Raw genomic sequence first — 22,512 nt, 5'->3', positions numbered from 1 at the left:
CAGTGCGAACGCCCTTCGCGAGCCCGGGGGATCCCGCGCATCCCGCGCGGGATCCCCGGCCCGGACCCTAGCTGTAGTTGCCGGGGTTGAACTCGTCAGCGGTGAAGCTGTCGAAATCCACGAACGAGAGATCGTTCTCGTCGAAGGTGCCCTCGGTTGCGAACAGACGGTTCGGGTAGCGCTCCGCCTTCGCCTCCTCGGTCGCCTCGACCTCGACGTCGCGGTAGGTGCTCAGGCCGGTGCCGGCCGGGATGAGCTTACCGATGATGACGTTCTCCTTGAGGCCGATGAGCGGATCCTTCGAGCCCTCCATCGCCGCCTGCGTGAGCACGCGGGTGGTCTCCTGGAAGGAGGCCGCCGACAGCCACGACTCGGTCGCGAGCGAGGCCTTGGTGATACCCATGACCTCGGGACGCGCGGTCGCGGCGCGCTTGCCCTCGAGCAGCGCCTCGCGGTTGATGCTCTGGTAGCGCGAACGGTCCACGAGCTCGCCGGGCAGCAGCTCGGTCTCGCCGTGATCCACCACGGTCACCTTGCGCAGCATCTGGCGCACGATCACCTCGATGTGCTTGTCGTGGATCGGCACGCCCTGCGAGCGGTACACGCCCTGCACGCCCTCGACGAGGTACTTCTGCACCGCGCGCTCACCCGGGATGTGCTTGCCGCCCTCGGTCGAACCGACCTGGAGGATGTCCTTCGGGTCGAGCGTCCCCGCCAGGAACGGCTGGCCGAGCTCGACGCGGTCGCCGTCCTCGACGAGCAGCGTGGCGCGCTTCAGCACGGGGTACTGCTTCTCCTCGGTGCCGTCGTCCGGCGTGAGCAGGATCGTACGGCCCTTGGGCGTGTCCTCGATCGTGATGCGGCCGGCGGCCTCCGCGATCGGCGACGCGCCCTTCGGGGTACGGGCTTCGAAGAGCTCCTGCACGCGGGGCAGACCCTGCGTGATGTCCGCAGCCGATGCCGAACCACCCGTGTGGAAGGTACGCATCGTCAGCTGGGTGCCGGGCTCGCCGATCGACTGGGCGGCGATGATGCCGACCGCCTCGCCGATGTCGACGCGCTGACCGGTCGCGAGCGAGCGGCCGTAGCAGGTGGCGCAGACGCCCACGGCCGAGGTGCAGGTGAGCACGGAGCGCACCTTGATCTCGGTCACGCCGGCCTCGATGAGCCCGTCGATGAGCACATCGCCCACATCCTCGCCGGCGGCCGCGACGACGGTGCCGTCGGGCGACACGGCGTCGGTCGCGAGCGTGCGGGCGTAGACCGAGTTCTCGACGGTCTCGTCGCGCACGAGCACGCCGTTCGCGTCGGCCGCGGCGATCGGCAGGTCCAGACCGCGACGGGTGCCGCAGTCCTCCTCGCGGATGATGACGTCCTGCGACACGTCGACCAGACGACGGGTCAGGTAGCCCGAGTCGGCGGTACGCAGAGCGGTATCGGCGAGACCCTTACGGGCGCCGTGGGTCGCGATGAAGTACTCCGCCACCGACAGGCCCTCGCGGTACGAGTTGATGATCGGACGGGCGATGATCTCGCCCTTCGGGTTCGACACCAGGCCTCGGATGCCGGCGATGTTCCGGATCTGCAGCCAGTTACCACGAGCGCCCGACGACACCATGCGGTAGATGGTGTTGTCCTCGGGGAAGTTCTCGCGCATCGCCGTGGCGACCTCTTCGGTCGCCTCGGTCCAGATGTCGGTGAGCGCCTTGCGACGATCGACATCGCTGATCATGCCGCGATCGTAGTCGCGCTGCACCTTGGCGGCGAGCTTCTCGTGCGCCGCGATGATCTCGCCCTTGTTGGGCGGGGTCACGATGTCCGAGAGTGCGACGGTGATGCCCGAGCGCGAGGCCCAGTAGAAACCGGCGTCCTTGATGCGGTCGAGGGTCGCGGCGACCTCCACCTTCGGGTAGCGCTCGGCCAGGTCGTTGACCAGGCCCGACAGGCTGCCCTTGTCGGCAACGCGCTCGAAGTAGGGGTAGTCGGACGGCAGCGCCTCGTTGAAGATCGCGCGGCCGAGAGAAGTCTCGACCAGCACGGGCTTCTCGGAGGTGACGCCGTTCGCATCGGTGTAGCCGGTGAGGCGGATCTTCGCCTGCGCGCCGAGGTCGAGGGTGCCCTCGTCCATCGCCAGGATCGCCTCGGCGATCGAGCCGAACGCGCGGCCGGTGCCGATGGCGTCCTTCTTCACCGTCGTGAGGTGATGCAGGCCGATGATCATGTCCTGCGAGGGCAGGGTCACCGGACGGCCGTCGGACGGCTTCAGGATGTTGTTCGACGCGAGCATCAGCACGCGGGCCTCGGCCTGGGCCTCGACCGACAGCGGCAGGTGCACTGCCATCTGGTCGCCGTCGAAGTCGGCGTTGAAGGCCGCGCAGACGAGCGGGTGCAGCTGGATCGCCTTGCCCTCGACGAGCTGCGGCTCGAACGCCTGGATGCCGAGGCGGTGCAGGGTCGGAGCGCGGTTCAGCAGCACCGGGCGCTCGCGGATGATCTCCTCGAGCACGTCCCACACCTCGGAGCGCGCGCGCTCCACCATGCGCTTCGCGGCCTTCACATTCTGCGCGTGCGACAGATCCATGAGGCGCTTGATGACGAACGGCTTGAACAGCTCGAGCGCCATCTGCTTGGGCAGACCGCACTGGTGCAGCTTGAGCTGCGGGCCGACCACGATGACCGAACGGCCCGAGTAGTCGACGCGCTTGCCGAGCAGGTTCTGACGGAAGCGGCCCTGCTTGCCCTTGAGCATGTCGCTGAGCGACTTCAGGGCGCGGTTGCCGGTGCCGGTGACGGGGCGGCCGCGGCGGCCGTTGTCGAACAGCGCGTCGACAGCCTCCTGCAGCATGCGCTTCTCGTTGTTCACGATGATCTCGGGGGCGCCGAGATCGAGCAGGCGGCGGAGACGGTTGTTGCGGTTGATCACACGACGGTAGAGGTCGTTGAGGTCGGAGGTCGCGAAGCGGCCGCCGTCCAGCTGCACCATCGGACGCAGCTCCGGCGGGATCACCGGCACCACGTCGAGCACCATCGCGGCCGGGCTCGCACCCGTCTGCAGGAAGGCGCTGACGACCTTCAGGCGCTTGATGGCGCGGATCTTCTTCTGACCCTTGCCCTCGGCGATCTGCAGGTGCAGCGTCTCGGCCTCGGCCTCGAGATCGAAGCCCTCGAGGCGCTTCTTGATCGCCTCGGCGCCCATGTACGCCTCGAAGTAGTCGCCGTAGCGGTCCATCAGGTCGGCGAACACCGCGTCCTCGGGCTTCAGATCGCCCACCTTGAGGTTGCGGAAGTCCTCCCACACGCGCTGCAGACGAGCGATGTCGTCGTCGAAGCCCTTGCGGATGGCCGCCATCTCCTTCTCGGCCGAGGCCTCGGCGCGGCGGCGCTGATCCGCCTTCGCACCCTCGGCCTCGAGCGCGGCGAGATCCGACTCGGCCTGCTGCTGGCGCTGCGCGATCGCGATGTCGCGCTGATCCTCGAGCGCCTTCAGCTCGAGGCGCAGCTCGGCCTCCAGCTCGGCGAGATCCTCGTGACGGCCCTCCTCATCGATGTCGATGATCATGTAGGCCGCGAAGTAGATGACCTTCTCGAGATCCTTCGGCGCCATGTCGAGCAGGTAGCCCAGGCGCGACGGAACACCCTTGAAGTACCAGATGTGCGTGACGGGCGCGGCCAGCTCGATGTGGCCCATGCGCTCGCGTCGCACGCTCGACTTCGTCACCTCGACGCCGCAGCGCTCGCAGACGATGCCCTTGTAGCGCACGCGCTTGTACTTGCCGCACGCGCACTCCCAGTCACGGCTGGGGCCGAAGATCTGCTCGCCGAACAGACCGTCCTTCTCGGGCTTCAGCGTGCGGTAGTTGATGGTCTCCGGCTTCTTGACCTCGCCGAACGACCAGCTGCGGATGTCGTCGGCGGTCGCCAGACGGATCTGCAGCTCATTAAAACTCGTACCCTCGAGCAAAATGTTCTCCTTGGTATGGAATCTGTATGTCTATGACCCGGTCATCTGCGGGGAGTCGCAGGATCTCGAGATCCTGCGACTCGCTCGCGCAGAACGACAGGGTGGATACGGCTCTTAGATCTCGTCGACCGACGAGGTCTCGAAGCGGCTGGACAGGTTGATGCCGAGCTCCTCCGCGGTGCGGTGGGCCTCATCGTCGTTGTCGCGCAGGTTGACGGCCTGGCCGTCTGCCCCGAGCACCTCGACGTTCAGGCAGAGCGACTGCATCTCCTTCATGAGCACGCGGAACGACTCGGGCACGCCGGGCTCCGGGATGTTCTCACCGCGGACGATCGCCTCGTACACCTTGACGCGGCCGAGGATGTCGTCGGACTTCACCGTCAGCAGCTCCTGCAGCGCGTATGCGGCGCCGTAGGCCTCGAGCGCCCACACCTCCATCTCACCGAAGCGCTGGCCGCCGAACTGGGCCTTACCGCCGAGCGGCTGCTGGGTGATCATCGAGTAGGGGCCCGTCGAACGCGCGTGGATCTTGTCGTCGACGAGGTGGTGCAGCTTGAGGATGTACATGTAGCCGACCGAGATCGGGTACGGGTAGGGCTCGCCCGAGCGGCCGTCGAAGAGACGGGTCTTGCCGGTGGAGTCGATGAGGCGGTCGCCGTCGCGCGTGACGAGCGTCGAGTCGAGCAGACCCGCGATCTCCTCCTCGGTCGCGCCGTCGAACACGGGGGTTGCGACCTTCGTGTTCGGCGCGGCCTCGAGCGCCTCCTGCGAGAGCTTCTTGGCCCACTCGGGGTTGCCGTCGACCTTCCAGCCCTGCTTCGCGATCCACCCGAGGTGGATCTCGAGCACCTGGCCGAAGTTCATGCGGCCGGGGATGCCGAGCGGGTTGAGGATCACGTCGACCGGCGTGCCGTCCGCGAGGAACGGCATGTCCTCGACGGGCAGGATCTTCGAGATGACGCCCTTGTTGCCGTGACGACCGGCGAGCTTGTCGCCCTCGGTGATCTTGCGCTTCTGGGCGATGTAGACGACCACGCGCTGGTTGACGCCCGAGCCCAGCTCGTCGTCGTTGTCGTTCTCGGCGTCGAACACCTTGACCGCGGTGACCGTGCCCGAGACGCCGTGCGGCACCTTGAGCGAGGTGTCGCGCACTTCGCGGCTCTTCTCGTTGAAGATGGCGCGCAGCAGGCGCTCCTCGGCCGAGAGCTCCGTCTCGCCCTTCGGGGTGACCTTGCCGACGAGGATGTCGCCCTGCTTGACCTCGGCGCCGATGCGGATGATGCCGCGCTCGTCGAGATCCTTCAGCGCCTCCATGCTGGCGTTGGGGAGATCGCGGGTGATCTCCTCCTTGCCGAGCTTGGTGTCGCGGGCGTCGATGTCGTACTCCTCGATGTGGATCGAGGAGAGGGTGTCGTCCTTCACCAGGTTCTGGCTGAGGATGATCGCGTCCTCGAAGTTGTGGCCCTCCCACGACATGAAGGCGACGAGCAGGTTGCGGCCGAGCGCGAGCTCGCCGTTCTCGGTCGCGGGGCCGTCGGCGATGACCTCGCCGGCCTCGATGCGCTCGCCCGCCTTGACGATGACGCGGTGGTTGTAGTTCGTGCCCTGGTTGGAGCGGTCGAACTTGCGCATGAAGTAGCTCTTGCGGCCGCCCTCGTCCTCCTGGATGGTGACGACGTCGGCCGAGACGTCCTCGACCACGCCCGACTTCTGCGCGGTGACCACGTCACCGGCGTCGATCGCGGCGTAGCCCTCCATGCCGGTGCCGACCACGGGCGACTCGCTGCGCACGAGCGGCACGGCCTGGCGCTGCATGTTGGCGCCCATGAGCGCGCGGTTCGCATCGTCGTGCTCGAGGAACGGGATGAGCGACGTCGCCACCGACACCATCTGGCGCGGGGAGACGTCCATGTACTGCACGCGGTCGGAGTCGACCAGCACGACCTCGGAGCCGCGGGGGCGCGCGAGCACCTGCTTCTCGGCGAACTTGCCGTCCTTGGTGAGCGGGGCGCCGGCCTGAGCGATGAGGTACTCGTCCTCCTCGTGGGCGGTGAGGTAGTCGACCTGATCGGTGACCTTGCCGTCGAGGATGCGACGGTAGGGGGTCTCGATGAAGCCGAAGGCGTTGATGCGCGCGAAGGTCGCGAGGGCGCCGATCAGGCCGATGTTCGGGCCTTCCGGGGTCTCGATCGGGCACATGCGGCCGTAGTGCGAGGGGTGCACGTCTCGCACCTCGACGCCGGCGCGGTCGCGCGACAGGCCGCCGGGGCCGAGGGCCGAGAGGCGGCGCTTGTTGGTCAGGCCCGCGAGCGGGTTGTTCTGATCCATGAACTGCGACAGCTGCGAGGTGCCGAAGAACTCCTTGATCGCCGCGAGCACGGGGCGCGTGTTGATCAGGGTGTTCGGGGTGATCGCCTCGATGTCCTGGGTGGTCATGCGCTCGCGCACGACGCGCTCCATGCGGCTGAGGCCGGTGCGCACCTGGTTCTGGATCAGCTCGCCCACCGCGCGGATGCGACGGTTGCCGAAGTGATCGATGTCGTCGGTGTCGAGGCGCAGCTCGACCGGCTGGCCGTCGCGCACGCCCGGAAGCGTCTCGGTGCCCGCGTGCAGGCCGACGAGGTACTTGATGGTCGCGACGATGTCCTCGAGCGACAGCACCGAGTCGGTGATGGGGGCGTCGACGCCGAGCTTGCGGTTGATCTTGTAGCGACCGACCTTCGCGAGGTCGTAGCGCTTCGGGTTGAAGTAGCTGTTGTCGAGGAGGGCCTTGGCCGCCTCGATCGCCACCTGCTCGCCCGGACGCTGCTTGCGGTAGATGTCCTTGAGGGCCTCCTCCTGGGTGAGGATGCCGTCCTTCTCGAGGGTGAGCGCGATCGACTCGTAGCCGGCGAACTCCTCGAGGATCTCCTCGCTGGTCATGCCGAGCGCCTTGAGGAACACGGTGACCGACTGCTTGCGCTTGCGGTCGATGCGCACGCCGACCTGGTCGCGCTTGTCGACCTCGAACTCGAGCCACGCGCCGCGGCTCGGGATGACGCGGGCGGTGAAGACGTCCTTGTCGCTGGTCTTCTCCTGGACGCGCTCGAAGTACACGCCGGGGCTGCGCACGAGCTGCGAGACGATGACGCGCTCGGTGCCGTTGATGATGAAGGTGCCCTTGTCGGTCATGATGGGGAAATCGCCCATGTAGACCGTCTGGCTCTTCAGCACCTGAGTCTCGGTGTTGTAGAAGGCCGCCTCGACGTAGAGCGGGGCGGCGTAGGTCTTGCCGCGCTCCTTGCACTCCTCGATGGTGAACTTCTGCTCGTCGAGGATCGGGTTCTCGAACGACAGCTGCATGGTGCCGGCGTTGTCCTCGATCGGAGAGATCTCGTCGAAGATCTCCTCGAGGCCGCTCTTCAGCGCGATGTCATCGCGCCCCTCGGCCTGTGCCTCGACGACGCGCTCTTTCCACGCGTCGTTGCCGACGAGCCAGTCGAAGCTCTCGAGCTGCAGTGCCAGCAGATTGGGCACCGACAGCGTGTCGGAAATCTTGGCGAAGGAGAGTCGCGAGTGGTTGCGACCGTTCTTCGGTTGGGTGGTTGACGATGCGTTGCGCGCAGCAGCCAAGGAAACTACCTCCGTGGGCCCCGTCGGGCCGGTTGACCTGGTCTTGCGAGAGATGCATCGGATCACGAGGGCGAGGCTCATCTGCGCTTTCGCGCCAGCTCCCGGGGCCTCCCGCTATATGAAGGCATACTGGTGTCCGTAGTGCAACTATCGACTGTAACACCATTGTTATCGACTGTCCACTGCGCAGGACACGGTTCTCGCGGATCGCAGGTCGCTCCCAGCATATTCCCCGGGGGCCCGATCCGCCCAATCGGCGCGAACGGAAGCGGGCGGAACGGTTCGCAGGCTGCCCGGCTAGCGTAGAGCCCATGGCCGCTCCCCCGCAGACCCGCTCCCTCGCGCGCATCGCGACCCCCTGGGCGGTCGTGGGCCTCGTGCTGATCGCGGCGTTCGGCGCCTATCTGCGCTTCGTGCACGCCGGCCCGTTCACCCTCGACGAGTGGTGGCACGGAGTGGCCGCCGTGAGCCGTGGGTCGGCACCCCACGCGATCGCCGTCTTCATGGCGGAGGCGGGCAGCGGAATCGGCGCCGCCGCCTGCACGGCCATCGCCGCCGCGCTGCTGCTCGCGCTGCGGCGCCCCCGCGATGCCGCATCGGTGGCGACCGCCATGCTGCTCGGCATCGCCGCGTCGGAGACTATCAAGGCCCTCGTGCTGCGGCCCCGGCCGTGGGAGCAGCTCTACCACGCGGCCGGCAGCTCCTACCCCTCGGGGCACTCGATGGGCGCCGCGGCGCTCGCGGTGTCGCTCGCCCTCGTCGCCGCCGAGTCGCGCCGGCTCTCGCGCACCGCGACCCGCTGGGCGTGGGCCGTCGCGGCGGCCTGGATCGTCACGATGATGTGGAGCCGCACCGCGCTCCACGTGCACTGGCTCAGCGACACCGTCGCCGGCGCCCTGCTCGGGATCTGCGCCGCGGTGCTCGCGCGGCGCCTGTGGGAGCGCTCGGCCAGGCCGCTGTCCGCGGCGCCGCCTAGGCTGGACGCATGAGCGAGACCATCATCTTCGGAGCGGACTGGTGCGGCGACTGCCGCCGCGCCAAGCTGATCTTCGACCGCGCCGGTGCCCCCTACCGCTACGTCGACCTGCTGCAGGATCCCGCCTCCGTCGAGGTGGCCCGCGACATCAGCGGCCGCACCAACATCCCCGTCATCGTCTACCCCGACCGCAGCCACCAGGTCGAGCCGTCGAACGCCGACATGCTGCGCAAGATCTCCGAGCTGGGGCTGGGCACCGCCGCGGGCGAGGGCGCGAAGCGGATCGGCGACGACGACCTCCCCGCCGGGACCGCCCCGTGATCCTGCCCGAACCGGTCGTGCTGAGCTCGGGCCTCACGGCCGAGTTCGAGGAGGACCGGTGGGTGCCGGGCGCGATCCAGCTGCTCGTCGACGGCACCCCGCAGTCGCACGTCGATCTGCGCGACCCGTCGGAGCTGTTCTTCGAGTACGTGCGCCGCATCGGCCACGTCATCGACCTGTTCCGCCCGGCCGGCGCCCCGATCTCCGCGCTCCACCTCGGCGGCGGCGCCTTCACGCTGCCCCGCTACGTGGAGGCGACACGGCCGGGCAGCCGCCAGCAGATCGTCGAGCTCGAGGGCGCGCTCGTCGACCTCGTGCGCGAGGCCGCTCCCCTGCCGCGCCGCGCCAGCATCCGGGTGCGCCGCGGCGACGCTCGCGAGGTGCTCGGCAAGCTCCCCGACGGCATGCGCGGCGCCATGGACCTCGTGGTCGTCGACATCTTCGCGGGCGACCGCACGCCCGCCCATGTGTCGAGCGTCGAGTTCTACGATCTCATCCGGCCGCTGCTCGCCCCGGGAGGAGTCGTCGTGGTCAACGCGACCGACGGAGCGGGGCAGGCGTTCACGCGCGGTCAGGCGGCCACGCTCGCCTCTCTCTTCGGCACGGTCGCGGCGATCGCCGAGCCCCAGGTGCTGAAGGGCCGGCGCTTCGGCAACGTCGTACTGCTCGCCACGGGCGGCACCGATGCCGCTGGCGGTGCGGCCGATGCCGGCTTCCACGACGACCTCGACTGGCTGCCCCGCCTTCTCGCGAGCGGGCCGCACCCGGCGCGCATGCTCGTCGGACGCGAGCTCGCCGAGTGGCTGCGCGGCGCGCGGGCGGTGTCCGACGCCGACGCCGCCCCCAGCCCCGCTCCGCCGCCCGAGGTATTCGGGCGTGGCTGAGACCCGGGGCCGCCGTGGCTGAGCTGGCGCGCGTGCGCGTGTGGGCCGACGCGCTGATCCGCATGCACCTCGAACCGCGCTTCGGGGCGTCGACGTGGACCTTCGACTTCGACCGGGCGAAGCGCCGCGCCGGGCTCTGCAACTACACGGAGCGCCGCATCACCGTGTCGCGCTACCTCGCCGAGAAGTTCGACGACGACGAGATCCACCAGGTGCTGCTGCACGAGGTGGCGCACGCGATGGCGGGCTCCGATGCCGGTCACGGGCCGGCTTGGAAGCGGATCGCCGCCGAGATCGGCTACGTCGGCGGGCGCACGCACGACGGCGAGATCGCCCACGAGCGCGCGCCGTGGGTCGGCGCCTGCCCGGCCGGGCACGAGCACTACCGCTTCCGCAGGCCGACCCGCGTCACCTCCTGCGGCCGCTGCGCTCGCGGCTTCTCCCGGGCCCACGTGATCGTGTGGCAGCCGCGGGGCTGATCCGGAACCGCGCGACAGGCGGTCAGCAGCCTCCGGCGGCGAGCGCGTCGCGCAGCAGCCGGCCGCGCCCGTCGGGCAGCTCGTCGAGGGTCTGCGGGGAGACCGCCTCGTCGGGCGACATCCAGGTCACCTCGAGCGCGTCCTGGCGCGGGTTGCAGGTGCCCGTCACCGGCACCACGTAGACCAGAGACACCGCGTGCTGGCGCTCATCCACATACGGGGAGATGCCCGGCATCGGGAAGTACTCGGCGACCTGCACGGGTACGAGGGTGGTGGGCATCTGCGGGAACGCCATCGGGCCGAGGTCGTTCTCGAGGTGGCGGAAGAGCGCCTCGCGCAGCGTCTCGCCGAAGCGCACCCTGCCGGACACGAGCGATCGCGTGAGGACGCCCTCGGGGGTGCTGCGCAGCAGCAGGCCGACCTCGGTGATCTTGCCGAGTCCGTCGACCCGCACCGGCACGGCCTCGACGTACACTACCGGCAGCCGGCCCCGCACGAAGCGCAGCTCGTCATCGCTCAGCCAGCCGGGGTTGCCGGCCGGAGCGGGGCGATCCTCCGGTCCCTCGGGCTCGGGCAGCTCGGCCGTGTCGATGCTCATGCTGCCATTCTTGCACCCGTCGGTCGCCCGCGATCCGCATCTTCTTCCGCGATCGGGGTCACTTTTTGCCGTGTCGCTCGATGCGACACGGCAAAAAGTGACCCCGATTCCAGAATGACGGGTCTGTGGCGGTCGTTAGGCTGAGGGCATGAACGCGACGACGCCGCACGACCGCCCGGAGAGCTCTGCCGGGATCCGCCGCATCGCCATCGTGCAGGTGGCGAGCCCCGACTCGGAGACGCCCGCCGAGCGCATCGAGCGCGTCGAGCAGCTGCTGCGCCAGCACGAGGGCGTCGACCTGTTCGTGCTGCCCGAGCTGTGGAGCGCGGGCTACTTCGCGTTCGACCGCTACGAGGAGCGCGCCGAGACCCTCGACGGGCCGACCGTCGAGATGGCGCGGCGCGTGGCCCGCGATCTCGGATCCGCGGTGCACCTGGGCAGCATCGTCGAGCGCGGCGCCGACGGCGCGCTCAGCAACACGGCGGTGCTCGTCGGCGCCGACGGGCGGATCGCCCAGGTCTACCGCAAGATCCACGTCTTCGGCTATCAGTCGCTCGAGTCGCAGCTGCTGCGCCCCGGCGACTCGCTGAGCGTGGTGCCCGGCCCGCTCGGCGAGACCGCGAGCACCACCTGCTACGACCTGCGCTTCCCTGGGCTGTGGCAGGAGCTGAGCGCTCGGGGCGCCGAGACGGTCGTGGTGCCGGCCGCCTGGCCCGCCGCGCGTCGCGAGCACTGGCGCCTGCTGACCCAGGCCCGCGCGGTGGAGCACCAGGTGTGGGTGCTGGCCTGCAACGCCTGCGGCACGCAGGGCGCGGGCGAGGGTGCCGTGACGCTCGGCGGCTTCAGCCGCGTCGTCGACCCCTCGGGGCGCGTGGTGGCCGAGTGCGGCGACGGCGAGGAGGTGCTCGTGGTCGAGGTCGATGCGGGGCGGGTCGCCGAGGTGCGCGGCGAGTTCCCCGTCATCGCCGACCGTTTGAGCGCGGAGGCGTACGCGGCGCTCTCCCCCGATCCCTCGGCAGAGCCGCGCGGCTGACGCCCGGCTGCGCAGCGGCGCACGCGGCGTTAGGCTCGTCGGGTGACCGTTGCAGCAGACCCCCTCCTCATCCGCGTGAGCGCCGTCGTGATGCGCGACGAGTCGGGGCGGGTGCTCAACGTGCGCAAGCGCGGCACCGCTGCGCTCATGCTGCCGGGCGGCAAGCACGAGGCCGGCGAGGATCCGCGCGACACCGCGGTGCGGGAATTCGAGGAGGAGCTCGGGATCGCGCTCGACCGCGAGCGGCTGCGCGCCCTGGGCGTGTTCCGAGCCGTCGCGGCCAACGAACCGGGTCACACCGTCGAGGCGTCGGTGTTCGAGCACCCCTTCGTGGCGGCGGCGGCCGGCGCGGAGCCGCGGGCCGAGATCGAGCACCTGGAGTGGGTGGATCCGACGGCCGAGCGCGCCGACATGGCGCCGCTCAACACCGACTTCGTCTTCCCCGCGCTCCTCGCGCACTGAGCGGGGCCGTCAGAGCGCGTCGCCCTGCGGCGTCTCGAGGCCGAGCAGCGCATTCTCGACGACCTCCATGAGGGCCGGGTGGATCCAGTACTGGCCTCGCGCCGCCGTGCGGGCGTCGACGTCGAAGCTCATCGCCATCACGACGAGCTGGATCAGGTTGGAGGCCTGATACCCCATCGCGTGCGCCCCGAGGATGCGCCCGTCGCGGCGATCGGCGACCACTTTGAACACGCCGGTGCCGTCCTCCATCGCCCAGCCGTAGGCCGTGTCGCCGTAGCGCTGCACCTTCGCCGTGACGTGCTCGGCCCCGATGGCCTCCGCCGCCTCCTTCTCGGTGAGGCCGACCTGGGCGAGCTCGGGATCGCTGAACACGGCCGCGGGCACCGCCTCGTGCCGGGATCGCCGCAGCTCGTGCGGGTGCTCCAGATTGTGCGCCACCACCCGCGCCTCGTGGTTCGCAACGTGCTTGAGCTGGAACGGCGAGCACACGTCGCCGAGCGCGTAGACGCCGGGCACCGGCGATCCGCCCGAGAGCACCCGCTGGTACTCGTCGACCGCGATCCGCCCGTCCGCGTGCAGGTCGAGGCCGGCTTCGGCCGCCCCCACCAGGTCTGAGTTGGGCCGCCGCCCGATCGCCACGAGCACGATGTCGGCCCGCAGCGGCTCGGCCCGCCCCGGCACGGCCGCCGCGGACCCCGCCAGCTCCACGCGCAGCCCGCCCGCGCGATCCTCGGAGATCGAACTCGCAGTGCTCCCGAGCCGCACCTCCCAGCGCTTCTCCGCCTCCGCGGCGAAGCACCCCGCGATCTCGTCGTCGAGGCGGCGCAGCAGCCGGTCGCCGCGCACGAGCTGCACGACCTCGGATCCGAGCCCCGAGAAGATGGCGGCGAACTCGCACGCGATGTAGCCGCCACCGATCACGATCACGCGCGCGGGCAGCGCGTCGATGCGCATCACCGTGTCGGAGGTGTGCACACCCGGCAGGTCGATGCCGGGGATGTCGGGCATCACGGGCCGCGAGCCCGCGGCGATCACGAGCTGCTGCGCCTCGACCCGGCTGACGGCATCGCGGACAGCCGCATCGCCGCCTGCGGCGGAGATCGCGTCGCTGCCGTCGACGACGAAGGCGCGCGGCCCGTCGAGGCGCACCCGCCTGGAGACCAGTTCGACGTTGTCGAGCTCGTCGGCGCGGTAGCGCTCGCCCGCGGCGGAGATCGCGTCGATGCGCGAGAAGATGCGGTCGCGGATCGCGGGCCAGTCGGCGCCTTCGAACCGCAGATCGACGCCCAGCCTGGCCGCCTCCTCCGGCGTGCGGGCGAGAGCGGCCGGCCGCACGTACATCTTGGTGGGGATGCAGCCCACGTTGAGGCAGGTGCCGCCGAAGACGCCCTGCTCGGCGATCGCCACCCGCTTGTCGTCCCAGAACGGGGTGACGAGCGAGTTGCCCGACCCGGAACCGATGATCGCGAGATCCACGCTGACGGTGCTCATAGCTCGTATCCTCTCAGACCCCCGGGTCGGGCGGCTCCCCTCAGACGAGACCCTTCTCGGCCAGCCAGTCGCCCGCGATGCGGTCGGCGGCCAGCTCGTCGTTCACGCTGCGACCGTTCATCGCGATCAGGTCGTCGGCGGTGAGCGCGGCGCTGACCTCGTTGATGATCTGCTCCGCGCCCTCGTCGACGCGGTCGCTCGCGAGCGGCACGACGTGCGAGGCGAGGAAGAGGCCCTTGGTGTCTTCGAGCGCGACGAGGTCGTTCTCGGCGACGGTGGGATCCGCCGTGTAGATGATGGCGAGCTGGATCGACCCGTCGCGCAGGGCCTTCACGGTGAGCGGGCCGCCGCCGTCCTCGATGGGGGTGAAGCCGACGCCGTCGACGCCGTACACGTCGGCGAGGCCCTGCGGGCCGTAGGGTCGGGTCTCGGCCTCGGAGTTGGCGCCGATCGTGAGCGGTGCGTCCACTCCGGCGAGGTCTTCGACGTTCTTCAGCTTCCACTGCTCGGCGAACTCGCGGGTCACCGTGTACGAGTCCTGATCGGTCGCCGGGGCCTGATCGAGCACGCGCAGACCGTCCGGGGCGGCCTCCGTGAGCGCGGTGTAGACGTCATCGCTCAGGCGCGCCTCGGTGTCGGGCTCCCAGTACTGCAGCAGATTGCCGGTGTACTCGGGGAACAGGTCGATCGAGCCCGCTTCGAGCTCGGGCAGGTAGACCTCGCGCTGCCCGATGCGGAACTGCCGATCGACGTCGTAGCCTCCCGCTTCGAGCGCCTGCGCGTAGACCTCGGCGATGATCTCGTTGGAGTAGTAGTCCTGCGAGCCGATCACGATGGCATCGCCGGTCGCAGGGGTCGCGGGGTCCGACTCCGCGAGCGGATCGCCGCCTCCGCAGGCGGTGAGCAGCGTCGCCGAGAGCGCGACGGCGCCCGCGGCGAGCGCGGCGCGACGCCACGGGGCGCGGCGGGAGTGGGGGCGTCGGTTCATGATCTGGCTTCCTCTCGTTCAGCGGGTGAGGCAGGGTGGGTCGGGCCCGGGGGCGCGACCGGGGTCGTCGAGCCGGGCGGTGCCGATTCGGTCGCGGCGCCGGAGCGCGACGCGCGACGGCGGATCCGCGATCCGGGCCGCCCGAAGCGCGCCGTCGCGGCGCGCTGGCAGGCGGCCAGCAGCAGTTCGAGCAGCAGGGTGAGCACGACGACGAGCAGCGCGCCGGCGAGCATCTGGGCGTAGTCACGCGATTTCAGGCCGGAGAACAGATAGCGGCCGAGCCCGATATCGGCGGTGTACGCGGCAAGGGTGGCGGTCGACACGACCTGCAGCGTCGCGGCCCGGATCCCGCCGACCATGACGGGCAGCGAGAGCGGCAGCTCGACGCGCAGGATCACCTGCGCCGGGCTGAAGCCCACCGCCTGCGCGGCGGCGGGCACGGCGGGGTCGATCGCCTGCACGCCGGCATAGGCGCCCGCGAGCAGCGAGGGGATCGCGAGCACGACGAGCGCGAGCAGCGGCGCGGTCAGCCCGATGCCGAACGCCAGCCCGAAGAGCGTGAGCAGGCCGAGCGTGGGGAGCGCGCGCGCCGCGCCCGTGAGACCGCCGACGAGGCCGGACCCGCGCCGCGTGTGCCCGATGAGCACGCCCGCGGGCAGCGCGACGACGCCGGCGATCACGAGTGCGAGCGCCGTCACCCCCAGGTGCTGCAGTGCGCGGTTCGGGATCCCGCCGGCACCTGCCCAGTGGGCGGGATCGGCGAGCCAGGCGAGGGCGTCGCCGAACAGTCCGAGCGCCGCGGGCGTCACGCGCGCGCCGCTCTCGTCCAGGGGGCGACCGCGCGGCCGATCCCGAGCACGACGGCGTCGAGCAGCAGCGCGAGCAGCGCGGTCGCGATCACGCCGGTCCACACCTCGGCCGCGATCCCGCGCTGGAAGCCGTCGGTGAGCAGCGAGCCGAGGCCCGGCACGCCGATGAGCGCACCGAGCGTGACCAGGCTGATCGTCGACACGGTGACCACCCGCGCACCCGAGATCAGCACCGGCACTGCGAGCGGCAGATCGACCCGCCAGAACAGGCCCCGCGGCGAGTAGCCGGTGGCGACGGCCGCGTCGCGCAACTGCGGGTCGACGGCCGAGAAGGCGTCGCAGGCGGTGCGCACCAGCAGCGCCACCCCGTAGACGGAGAGCGCGATGACCATCGTCTGCCAAGACCGCAGCGGCGTGCCCGCGATCGCGGGGACGATGATGAGCAGCGGCAGCGCCGGGATCGCGTAGGCGAGCGTCGCGACCGTGAGCAGCGGGCCGCCGATGCGGGGCCGCCGGAACGCGAGACGGCCGATCGGCACGGCCACCAGCACGCTGATCAGGATCGCGGGCAGACTCAGCAGCAGATGATCGAGCGCGAGCCCGGCCACCGTCCCCCAGTTCGCGAGCAGCCAGCTCACCCGTCGAGCACCCCCACCGGCCGGCCCGTGCCGTCGACCGCGACGCTGCGACCGCCCACCTCGACCGGGCGCAGACGGCGCTCGGCGCGGTCGGCGCCCACGAAGTCGCGCACGAAATCACTCGCCGGATCCGCCAAGATCTCGGACGGGGATCCCTGCTGCGCGATCCGCCCCTCCCCCTCGAGCACGATCACCTCGTCGCCCAGCAGGAAGGCCTCATCGACGTCGTGCGTCACGAACACGATCGTCTTGCCGAGCTCGGCCTGCAACTGCGCCAGCTCGCGCTGCAGTTCGCGGCGCACGATCGGGTCGACCGCGCCGAACGGTTCGTCCATGAGCAGGATGTTGGGGTCGGCGGCGAGCGCCCGCGCCACGCCGACGCGCTGCTGCTGGCCGCCCGACAGCTGAGCCGGGTAGCGGTCGCCGAGTGCGGGATCCAGCCCGACGCGCTCCAGCAGCGCACCCGCAGCGGCGCGGGCCTCGCGGCGGGACGCGCCCGTCAGGATCGGCACCGTGGCGACGTTGTCGCGCACGGTGCGGTGCGGCAGCAGGCCGCCGTGCTGCATGACGTAGCCGATCGCGCGGCGCAGCTCGACGGGGTTGCGCTCGCGCACGTCCTCGCCGTCGATGAGCACGCGGCCCTCGCTCGGGTCGACCATGCGGTTGACCATGCGCAGCAGCGTCGTCTTGCCCGAGCCGGAAGAGCCGACGAGCACCGCGCAGCGGCGTGACGGGATGACGCACGAGAAATCTCGCACCGCGACGGCGCCGCCCGGGTAGGCCTTGGACACGCGCTCGAACTCGATCACGGCGGCACCTCCTGTGAGGTCGGGCGCACGGTGCGTGCGCTCACCCCACCCTAACGGCCGCCCCGGCACGGCGCACGGGGCCTTGCCAGCCGAGCCCGCCGGGGTGTATGCGGGCGCGGGGCTTCGCAGATCAGGGCTTCTCGGATCGGGAGTAGGCTCGGAGGGTGACTGCAAGGAGCGGATCCGTCGCGCGCCCCGGCCCTGTGTTCTTCATCGGCCGCGCGGTGCTGCGCCCGCTGCTGCGCCTGCGCTTCCGGCCCCGCGTGTCCGGGCGGGAGCACGTACCGGCGCAGGGGGCAGTGCTGCTCGCGAGCAACCACCTCTCGGGCCTCGACACGATCCTCATCCCCTCGTTCTCGCCCCGCAAGGTGCAGTTCCTCGCGAAGGCGTCGCTCTTCGAGTCGCGCATCGGCGGCTGGTTCTTCCGGCAGATCGGCGCGATCCCCGTGCATCGCGAGGCATCGGCGGCCGCGCAGGACGCGCTCGACGCCGGGCGCGAAGTGCTCGCTGCGGGCAGCGTGTTCGCGGTGTTCCCCGAGGGCAGCCGCTCCCGCGACGGCCGGCTCTACCGCGGCCGGGCCGGCGCCGCCTGGCTCGCGCTCGAGACGGGCGCGACAGTGGTTCCGGTGGGGCTCATCGGCACGAACCGCGCGCTGCGCAACCCGGCGACGGGTCGCCCCGATCGCGTCGAGCTGCGCTTCGGCGCACCGGTCGCGCTCGACGATCTCGCCGAGCTGCCGCGCGGCCGAGCCCGCCGCGAGGCGACGGAGCGCATCATGGCGGCGATCCACGCCCTCACCGGGCAGCACCTCGCCGACGATCACGCGACGGGCGGCCGAGGCGCCTGACGCGAGCGGCCTCCGCGGGCGCCCCTGTGCCGGCATCGCCGAAGCAGGCACAATGAGGGCATGGACACTGACGTCATCATCGTGGGGGCCGGGCTCTCCGGCCTCGTCGCCGCACGCGAGATCCACCGCGCCGGGCTGCGCGCCGTGGTCATCGACCAGGAGGGTCCGCAGGATCTGGGCGGTCAGGCGTGGTGGTCGTTCGGCGGCCTCTTCCTGGTCGACTCGCCGGAGCAGCGCCGGCTCGGCGTACGGGACTCCTTCGATCTCGCCTGGCAGGACTGGCGCGGCAGCGCCGCTTGGGATCGTCTCGACGGCGACCACCCCGAAGACGAGTGGGCCGAGCGCTGGGGCCGGGCCTACGTCGAGTTCGCGGCCGGCGAGAAGCGGGAGTGGATCAGGGAGGCCGGGATCGAGCTCACCCCCGTGGTCGGCTGGGCCGAACGCGGCGACCTGACCGCGAGCGGCCACGGCAACTCGGTGCCCCGCTTCCACGTGCCGTGGGGCACCGGCACCGGAGTGATCGGGCCGTTCACCTCCGCCGCACAGGCCGCCGAGGCCGAGGGGCGCACCCGGCTGCTGCACCGGCACCGCTGCGACGGGATCCTCGTCGAGGACGGCAAGGCGGTCGGGGTGCGCGGCAGCGTGCTCGCGCCCGACTCGAATGCGCGGGGCGCGGTCTCCTCGCGCGAGGTCGTCGGCGACTTCGAGCTGCGGGCCGGGGCGGTGATCGTCGCGAGCGGAGGCATCGGCGGCGACCACGAGCTGGTGCGGAAGTTCTGGCCGGAACGGCTCGGCACCCCGCCGCGCGCGATGGTGACGGGCGTCCCCGCCTACGTCGACGGCCGCATGATCGGGATCGCGCAGCAGGCCGGGGCCCGCCTCGTCAATCGCGACCGCATGTGGCACTACACGGAGGGGGTGCGCAACTGGAACCCGGTGTGGCCGGGGCACGCGATCCGGATCCTGCCCGGCCGTCGCCGCTCTGGCTCGACGCACTGGGGCGGCGCCTGCCGCCTCCCGGCCTTCCGGGCCACGACACGCTCGCGACCCTGCGCCTGCTGCGCACCCGGCCGGACCTCGCCGAGCACGACCATTCGTGGTTCATCGTGACGAGTCGCATCGCGGCCAAGGAGTTCGCGCTATCGGGATCCGAGCAGAACCCCGACATCACGGGCCGCGACCGCAGACTGCTGCTGCAGACCCGTCTCGGGCGCGGGGCGCCAGGCCCGGTGCAGGCGTTCATCGACCGGGGCGCCGACTTCGTCACGGCGGGCACGGTGCCCGAGCTCGTGGCGAAGATGAACGCGCTCACCGCCGAACCGCTGCTCTCGGCCGAGGCGGTCGAGCGAGTGGTGCGCGAGCGCGACGCCGAGATGCGCAACCCCTTCTCGAAAGACGCGCAGGCGATGAGCATCCGCAACTCGCGCCGCTACCTCGGCGATCGGCTCACCCGCACCACCCCACCGCACCGCCTGCTCGACCCCGCCGCCGGGCCGCTCGTCGCCGTGCAGCTCCACGTGCTCACCCGCAAGACCCTCGGCGGCATCCAGACCGATCTCGACTCGCGGGTGCTCGGCGCCGACGGGCAGCCGGTACCGGGCCTGTTCGCCGCCGGGGAGGCGGCCGGCTTCGGCGGCGGCGGGGTGCACGGCTACAACGCGTTGGAGGGCACCTTCCTCGGCGGCTGCCTGTTCTCGGGCAGAGCCGCGGGCCGCGCGGCGGCCGAGTCGGTGCGCTGAGCGCGGGCCGGGTGCGAGCCGCGGCTCACTCGGCGCCGGCCGCTGCGAGCCCCGAGGAGGCCGGGCGCGCCTGGCGATTGCGCTCCAGACGGTCGAGGCTCCACTCGTAGCGCTCCAGCCAGACGAAGGCGTGCACCCAGGTCTCGACCACGTGCACCCCCGGGTGCGCGCGGATCGCCCGCACGATGTCGGTGTGATCGGCGAGCGAGCGAGCCGCGATCGTCGCGATGAGACCGTAGCGGCCGAGGGTGCGGGCGGCGAACTCGATGGTGGGGATGCCGAGCAGCAGCTCCTCCGCCGCGGCCGTGTCCGCCGGGTCGCCGCGGAGCACGATCCCCACTCCCGAGAGCACCGAGCTCGTCGCGCTGCGACGGCTGCGCACCGCGCCGATCCGCATCACCCCCGAGTCGAGCAGCCGCAGCACGCGCGCCCGGCACGCCGACGCCGACCGGCCGGTGCGCCGGGCGAGCTCGCCGAAGGTGAGCCGTCCCTCGAGCTGCAGCTCGGCGATGAGCGCGATGTCGAAGTCGTCGAAGACGAGATCGGTCACCTCGGGGTCTTCGCCGAGCCGTAGCCGACGCAGCACGCGATCGTAGAGCGAGAACTGCATCTCGAGCACGCCGTCGATCGCCTGGATCGCGCGGATGGAACGCGCGACGTCTTCGCGGTCGGCGGCCCAGACCTCGACCACGGCCTGCGACCGGCCGGTGATCTCGGAGAGGAACACAACGTTCGTGAGCTCTCGGATCCGCTCGAAGACGGGGGAGGTCGGGCCGCTGATGCGCAGCTGCAGGTTCGCCTGGATGGGCAGCCCGACCGCTCGCGGGTGCACCGCCGCGAGAATGCGGATCTCGCCCGAGGCGAGCAGATCGTGCACGCGCTGCGCGACCACGGCGCGGTGCACGCCGAGCTGCGCGGCGAGCGCTGAGAACTGCGCGCGGCCGTCGAGCTGGAGCGCGCGGATCAGGTCCTCATCGAAATCGTCCATGCTCCCGATCATGCCAGACCGGCCGCGCCATTCATCTCATATCAGCACTCAAACCCTAATCTGACACGCATTCTCACGCGAAAATGCCGCGACTCATCGACATATCATTCACCACACGGATCTTCACACTTTTTCTGCTTTCCCCGCCTGAAAAATGCGCGTACTCTCGGAGCGATTCGAGACGAAGGAGTTCACCGTGCGCAAGCTCGCGTTCACCCAGGCACCGACCCCCACCGCACCGAAGATCATCACGGCCGCACGCATCGACGCGCTCGACGCGGCCGGCAGCACACCCGAGGCATTCCTCGTGATCGGCGACCGCTTCGCGCACGTCGGCACCATCGACGCATGCCGCGCCGCCGCGGCCGCCGTGAGCGCGCTCGCCCCCGAGTTCGTCGACCTCGGCGACGCCGTCGTGGTGCCCGGCTTCATCGACGCGCACGCCCACCCCCTCATGCTCGGCCAGATGATGAGCTGGGTCGACTGCGGCCCCGACCGCGCCGGCTCGATCCCCGAGATCATCGCACTGCTGCAGGAGGCCGCGAAGACGCTGCCCGCCGGCCGCCCCATCCGCGGTTACGGCTACGAGCAGCGCAACCTCGCCGAGCGCCGCCACCCCACCCGCTTCGAACTCGACGAGGTCGCCACCGACCGCGAGGTCTACCTCATGAACGCCTCGGGTCACGGCGGTGTCGTCAACTCGTACACCTTCGAGCTGCACGGCGTGAACCGCGACACCCCGAACCCGAAGGGCGGCGAGTTCTTCCGCGACGCCGACGGCGAGCTCACCGGCGAACTCTCCGACGCCGCCTGCAACGTGCTCACCGGTCTCGAAGGCGTGAAGATCGGGCACCACGGCCCCAACTTCCACCTCGCCGACGAGCCCGAGGAGCACAAGCGCCAGCTCGCCGCGGCACAGCAGAACTTCCTCGAGGGCGGCGTCACGACCATCGGCGACGCGCAGGTCAGCCGACGCGAGTTCGACATGTACCTGCGGCTCGCCGAATCGGGAGACCTCAAGGTGCGCGTGAGCATGTACCTGCTCTCCCACCTGCTCGACGAGGCCATCGAGATGGGCCTCCACGGCCAGTTCGGCAACGAGCACCTGAGCTTCGCAGGCATCAAGTTCTACTCGGACGGCACCCTCGGCGGCTGGACCGCGTACTTCCCCGACGGCTACGTGGGAGACCCGTGCCGCACCGGTCAGCTCTACCACGAGCCCGGCGACTACGCCGAGCTGATCCGCAAGGCGCACCGAGTCGGTCTGCAGACCGCCACGCACTCGCAGTCGCCCACCGCGCTCGAGATGGTGATCGGTGCGATCGAGGCCGCCCTCGAGGACCGCCCCGACCCCGACGCCCGCCACCGCATCGAGCACTGCGGCCTGCCCACCCCCGAGCAGATCGCGCGCATGGCGAAGGCCGGCATCTACCCGGTCAACCAGCCCCAGCATCACTACAACTGGGGCGAGGGCGTCGAGCAGGCCGTCGGCACCCCCGGCGAGCGCTTCAACCCCCTCGGCGAGTTCGAACGGGCCGGGGTGCCGGTCACGATCTCCTCGGACGCCCCCGTGGCCGATCCGCGTCCGATGGAGGCCGTCCAGGCCGCCGTCTCCCGCGTCACCCGCCGCGGCACGCAGCTCGGGCCCGACGACCTCGCCGTCTCGCTCGACACGGCCCTGCGCGCCCACACCATCTCGGCGGCCCGAGCGCTCGGCCGCGAAGACGAGCTCGGCAGCATCGAGACCGGCAAGCGCGCCGACTTCGCCGTGCTCGACCGCGACCCGCACACCACCCCCGTCCCCGAGCTCGCGCAGCTCGCCGTGACCGAGACCTGGGTCGGCGGCGAGCGCGTCTTCGCCCGCTGACCCTTCCCG

At 70.9% G+C, this 22,512-nt stretch carries 17 protein-coding genes and 1 pseudogene; 9 read left to right on the top strand and 9 right to left on the bottom strand.

The window, feature by feature from the left end; translation table 11 throughout:
* Nucleotides 1–67: 67 nt before the first annotated feature.
* Entirely contained in the window at nt 68–3,961 is a 3,894-nt protein-coding gene (locus H629_RS0108005; RefSeq protein ID WP_024356763.1) for a DNA-directed RNA polymerase subunit beta', read from the bottom strand.
* A gap of 114 nt (nt 3,962–4,075) precedes the next feature.
* Nucleotides 4,076–7,573 carry a DNA-directed RNA polymerase subunit beta gene (rpoB, locus tag H629_RS0108000; protein ID WP_024356762.1) on the bottom strand — a complete coding sequence of 1,166 codons (3,498 nt, stop codon included), beginning with the start codon at nt 7,571–7,573 and terminating at the stop codon, nt 4,076–4,078.
* Between the two features lie 311 nt (nt 7,574–7,884).
* On the opposite strand from rpoB, the gene H629_RS0107995 reads away from it, so the two are divergent.
* From H629_RS0107995 to H629_RS0107980, 4 genes are read left to right on the top strand one after another with little or no spacing between them, the layout of a single operon-like run.
* Nucleotides 7,885–8,562, top strand: a complete 678-nt coding sequence (locus tag H629_RS0107995) for a phosphatase PAP2 family protein (RefSeq protein ID WP_024356761.1) — start codon at nt 7,885–7,887, stop codon at nt 8,560–8,562.
* On the top strand, nt 8,559–8,870 hold the full coding sequence (locus H629_RS0107990; protein WP_024356760.1) for a glutaredoxin domain-containing protein: 312 nt from the start codon (nt 8,559–8,561) through the stop codon (nt 8,868–8,870). Before H629_RS0107995 ends, H629_RS0107990 begins: the two co-directional genes overlap by 4 nt.
* Complete coding sequence (locus H629_RS0107985; protein WP_024356759.1) at nt 8,867–9,754, top strand: spermidine synthase; 888 nt, start codon at nt 8,867–8,869, stop codon at nt 9,752–9,754. Before H629_RS0107990 ends, H629_RS0107985 begins: the two co-directional genes overlap by 4 nt.
* A 14-nt stretch (nt 9,755–9,768) precedes the next feature.
* On the top strand, nt 9,769–10,233 hold the full coding sequence (locus H629_RS0107980) for a SprT-like domain-containing protein (protein WP_024356758.1): 465 nt from the start codon (nt 9,769–9,771) through the stop codon (nt 10,231–10,233).
* A 22-nt stretch (nt 10,234–10,255) separates the two neighbouring features.
* Here H629_RS0107980 and H629_RS0107975 read toward each other — a convergent pair whose 3' ends face one another.
* Nucleotides 10,256–10,831 (bottom strand): DUF4916 domain-containing protein, encoded by a 576-nt coding sequence (locus tag H629_RS0107975; RefSeq protein ID WP_024356757.1) that lies wholly within the window; start codon nt 10,829–10,831, stop codon nt 10,256–10,258.
* Between the two features lie 148 nt (nt 10,832–10,979).
* On the opposite strand from H629_RS0107975, the gene H629_RS0107970 reads away from it, so the two are divergent.
* Together H629_RS0107970 and H629_RS0107965 are read left to right on the top strand one after the other, a co-directional pair.
* Nucleotides 10,980–11,864 (top strand): nitrilase-related carbon-nitrogen hydrolase, encoded by an 885-nt coding sequence (locus tag H629_RS0107970; RefSeq protein ID WP_024356756.1) that lies wholly within the window; start codon nt 10,980–10,982, stop codon nt 11,862–11,864.
* 42 nt (nt 11,865–11,906) lie between these two features.
* Entirely contained in the window at nt 11,907–12,326 is a 420-nt protein-coding gene (locus H629_RS0107965; protein WP_024356755.1) for an NUDIX hydrolase, read from the top strand.
* Between the two features lie 9 nt (nt 12,327–12,335).
* On the opposite strand, the gene H629_RS0107960 is transcribed toward H629_RS0107965, so the two are convergent.
* The 5 genes from H629_RS0107960 to H629_RS0107940 are packed head-to-tail and all read right to left on the bottom strand — an operon-like array spanning nt 12,336 to nt 17,061.
* Entirely contained in the window at nt 12,336–13,817 is a 1,482-nt protein-coding gene (locus tag H629_RS0107960) for a mycothione reductase (protein WP_024356754.1), read from the bottom strand.
* A gap of 40 nt (nt 13,818–13,857) precedes the next feature.
* A complete protein-coding gene (locus H629_RS0107955; protein ID WP_024356753.1) occupies nt 13,858–14,805 on the bottom strand; it encodes an ABC transporter substrate-binding protein in 948 nt (315 codons plus the stop codon).
* Nucleotides 14,802–15,614, bottom strand: a complete 813-nt coding sequence (locus H629_RS14125; RefSeq protein WP_024356752.1) for an ABC transporter permease — start codon at nt 15,612–15,614, stop codon at nt 14,802–14,804. Before H629_RS14125 ends, H629_RS0107955 begins: the two co-directional genes overlap by 4 nt.
* Nucleotides 15,611–16,252, bottom strand: coding sequence for an ABC transporter permease (locus tag H629_RS0107945; RefSeq protein WP_024356751.1), 642 nt, complete (start codon nt 16,250–16,252; stop codon nt 15,611–15,613). Before H629_RS0107945 ends, H629_RS14125 begins: the two co-directional genes overlap by 4 nt.
* Nucleotides 16,249–17,061 (bottom strand): ABC transporter ATP-binding protein, encoded by an 813-nt coding sequence (locus H629_RS0107940; RefSeq protein ID WP_024356750.1) that lies wholly within the window; start codon nt 17,059–17,061, stop codon nt 16,249–16,251. Before H629_RS0107940 ends, H629_RS0107945 begins: the two co-directional genes overlap by 4 nt.
* 164 nt (nt 17,062–17,225) lie before the next feature.
* Between H629_RS0107940 and H629_RS0107935 the strand changes: the two genes are divergently transcribed.
* Together H629_RS0107935 and H629_RS14120 are read left to right on the top strand one after the other, a co-directional pair.
* Nucleotides 17,226–17,909: a lysophospholipid acyltransferase family protein gene (locus H629_RS0107935; protein ID WP_024356749.1), complete on the top strand. Its 684-nt coding sequence runs from the start codon at nt 17,226–17,228 to the stop codon at nt 17,907–17,909.
* 60 nt (nt 17,910–17,969) lie between these two features.
* Nucleotides 17,970–19,648: pseudogene (locus tag H629_RS14120) on the top strand (FAD-binding dehydrogenase).
* Nucleotides 19,649–19,673: 25 nt separating this feature from the next.
* Here H629_RS14120 and H629_RS0107925 read toward each other — a convergent pair.
* Nucleotides 19,674–20,636: an Lrp/AsnC family transcriptional regulator gene (locus H629_RS0107925; RefSeq protein WP_076623969.1), complete on the bottom strand. Its 963-nt coding sequence runs from the start codon at nt 20,634–20,636 to the stop codon at nt 19,674–19,676.
* Nucleotides 20,637–20,832: 196 nt separating this feature from the next.
* On the opposite strand from H629_RS0107925, the gene H629_RS0107920 reads away from it, so the two are divergent.
* The gene (locus tag H629_RS0107920; protein ID WP_024356747.1) at nt 20,833–22,503 is read left to right on the top strand and encodes an amidohydrolase; all 1,671 of its coding nucleotides are present in this window, start codon (nt 20,833–20,835) and stop codon (nt 22,501–22,503) included.
* Nucleotides 22,504–22,512 lie beyond the last annotated feature (9 nt).

This window comes from Leucobacter chironomi DSM 19883, from assembly GCF_000421845.1.
GTDB lineage: Bacteria > Actinomycetota > Actinomycetes > Actinomycetales > Microbacteriaceae > Leucobacter > Leucobacter chironomi.
This window is presented reverse-complemented; position numbering and strand designations above follow the sequence as displayed.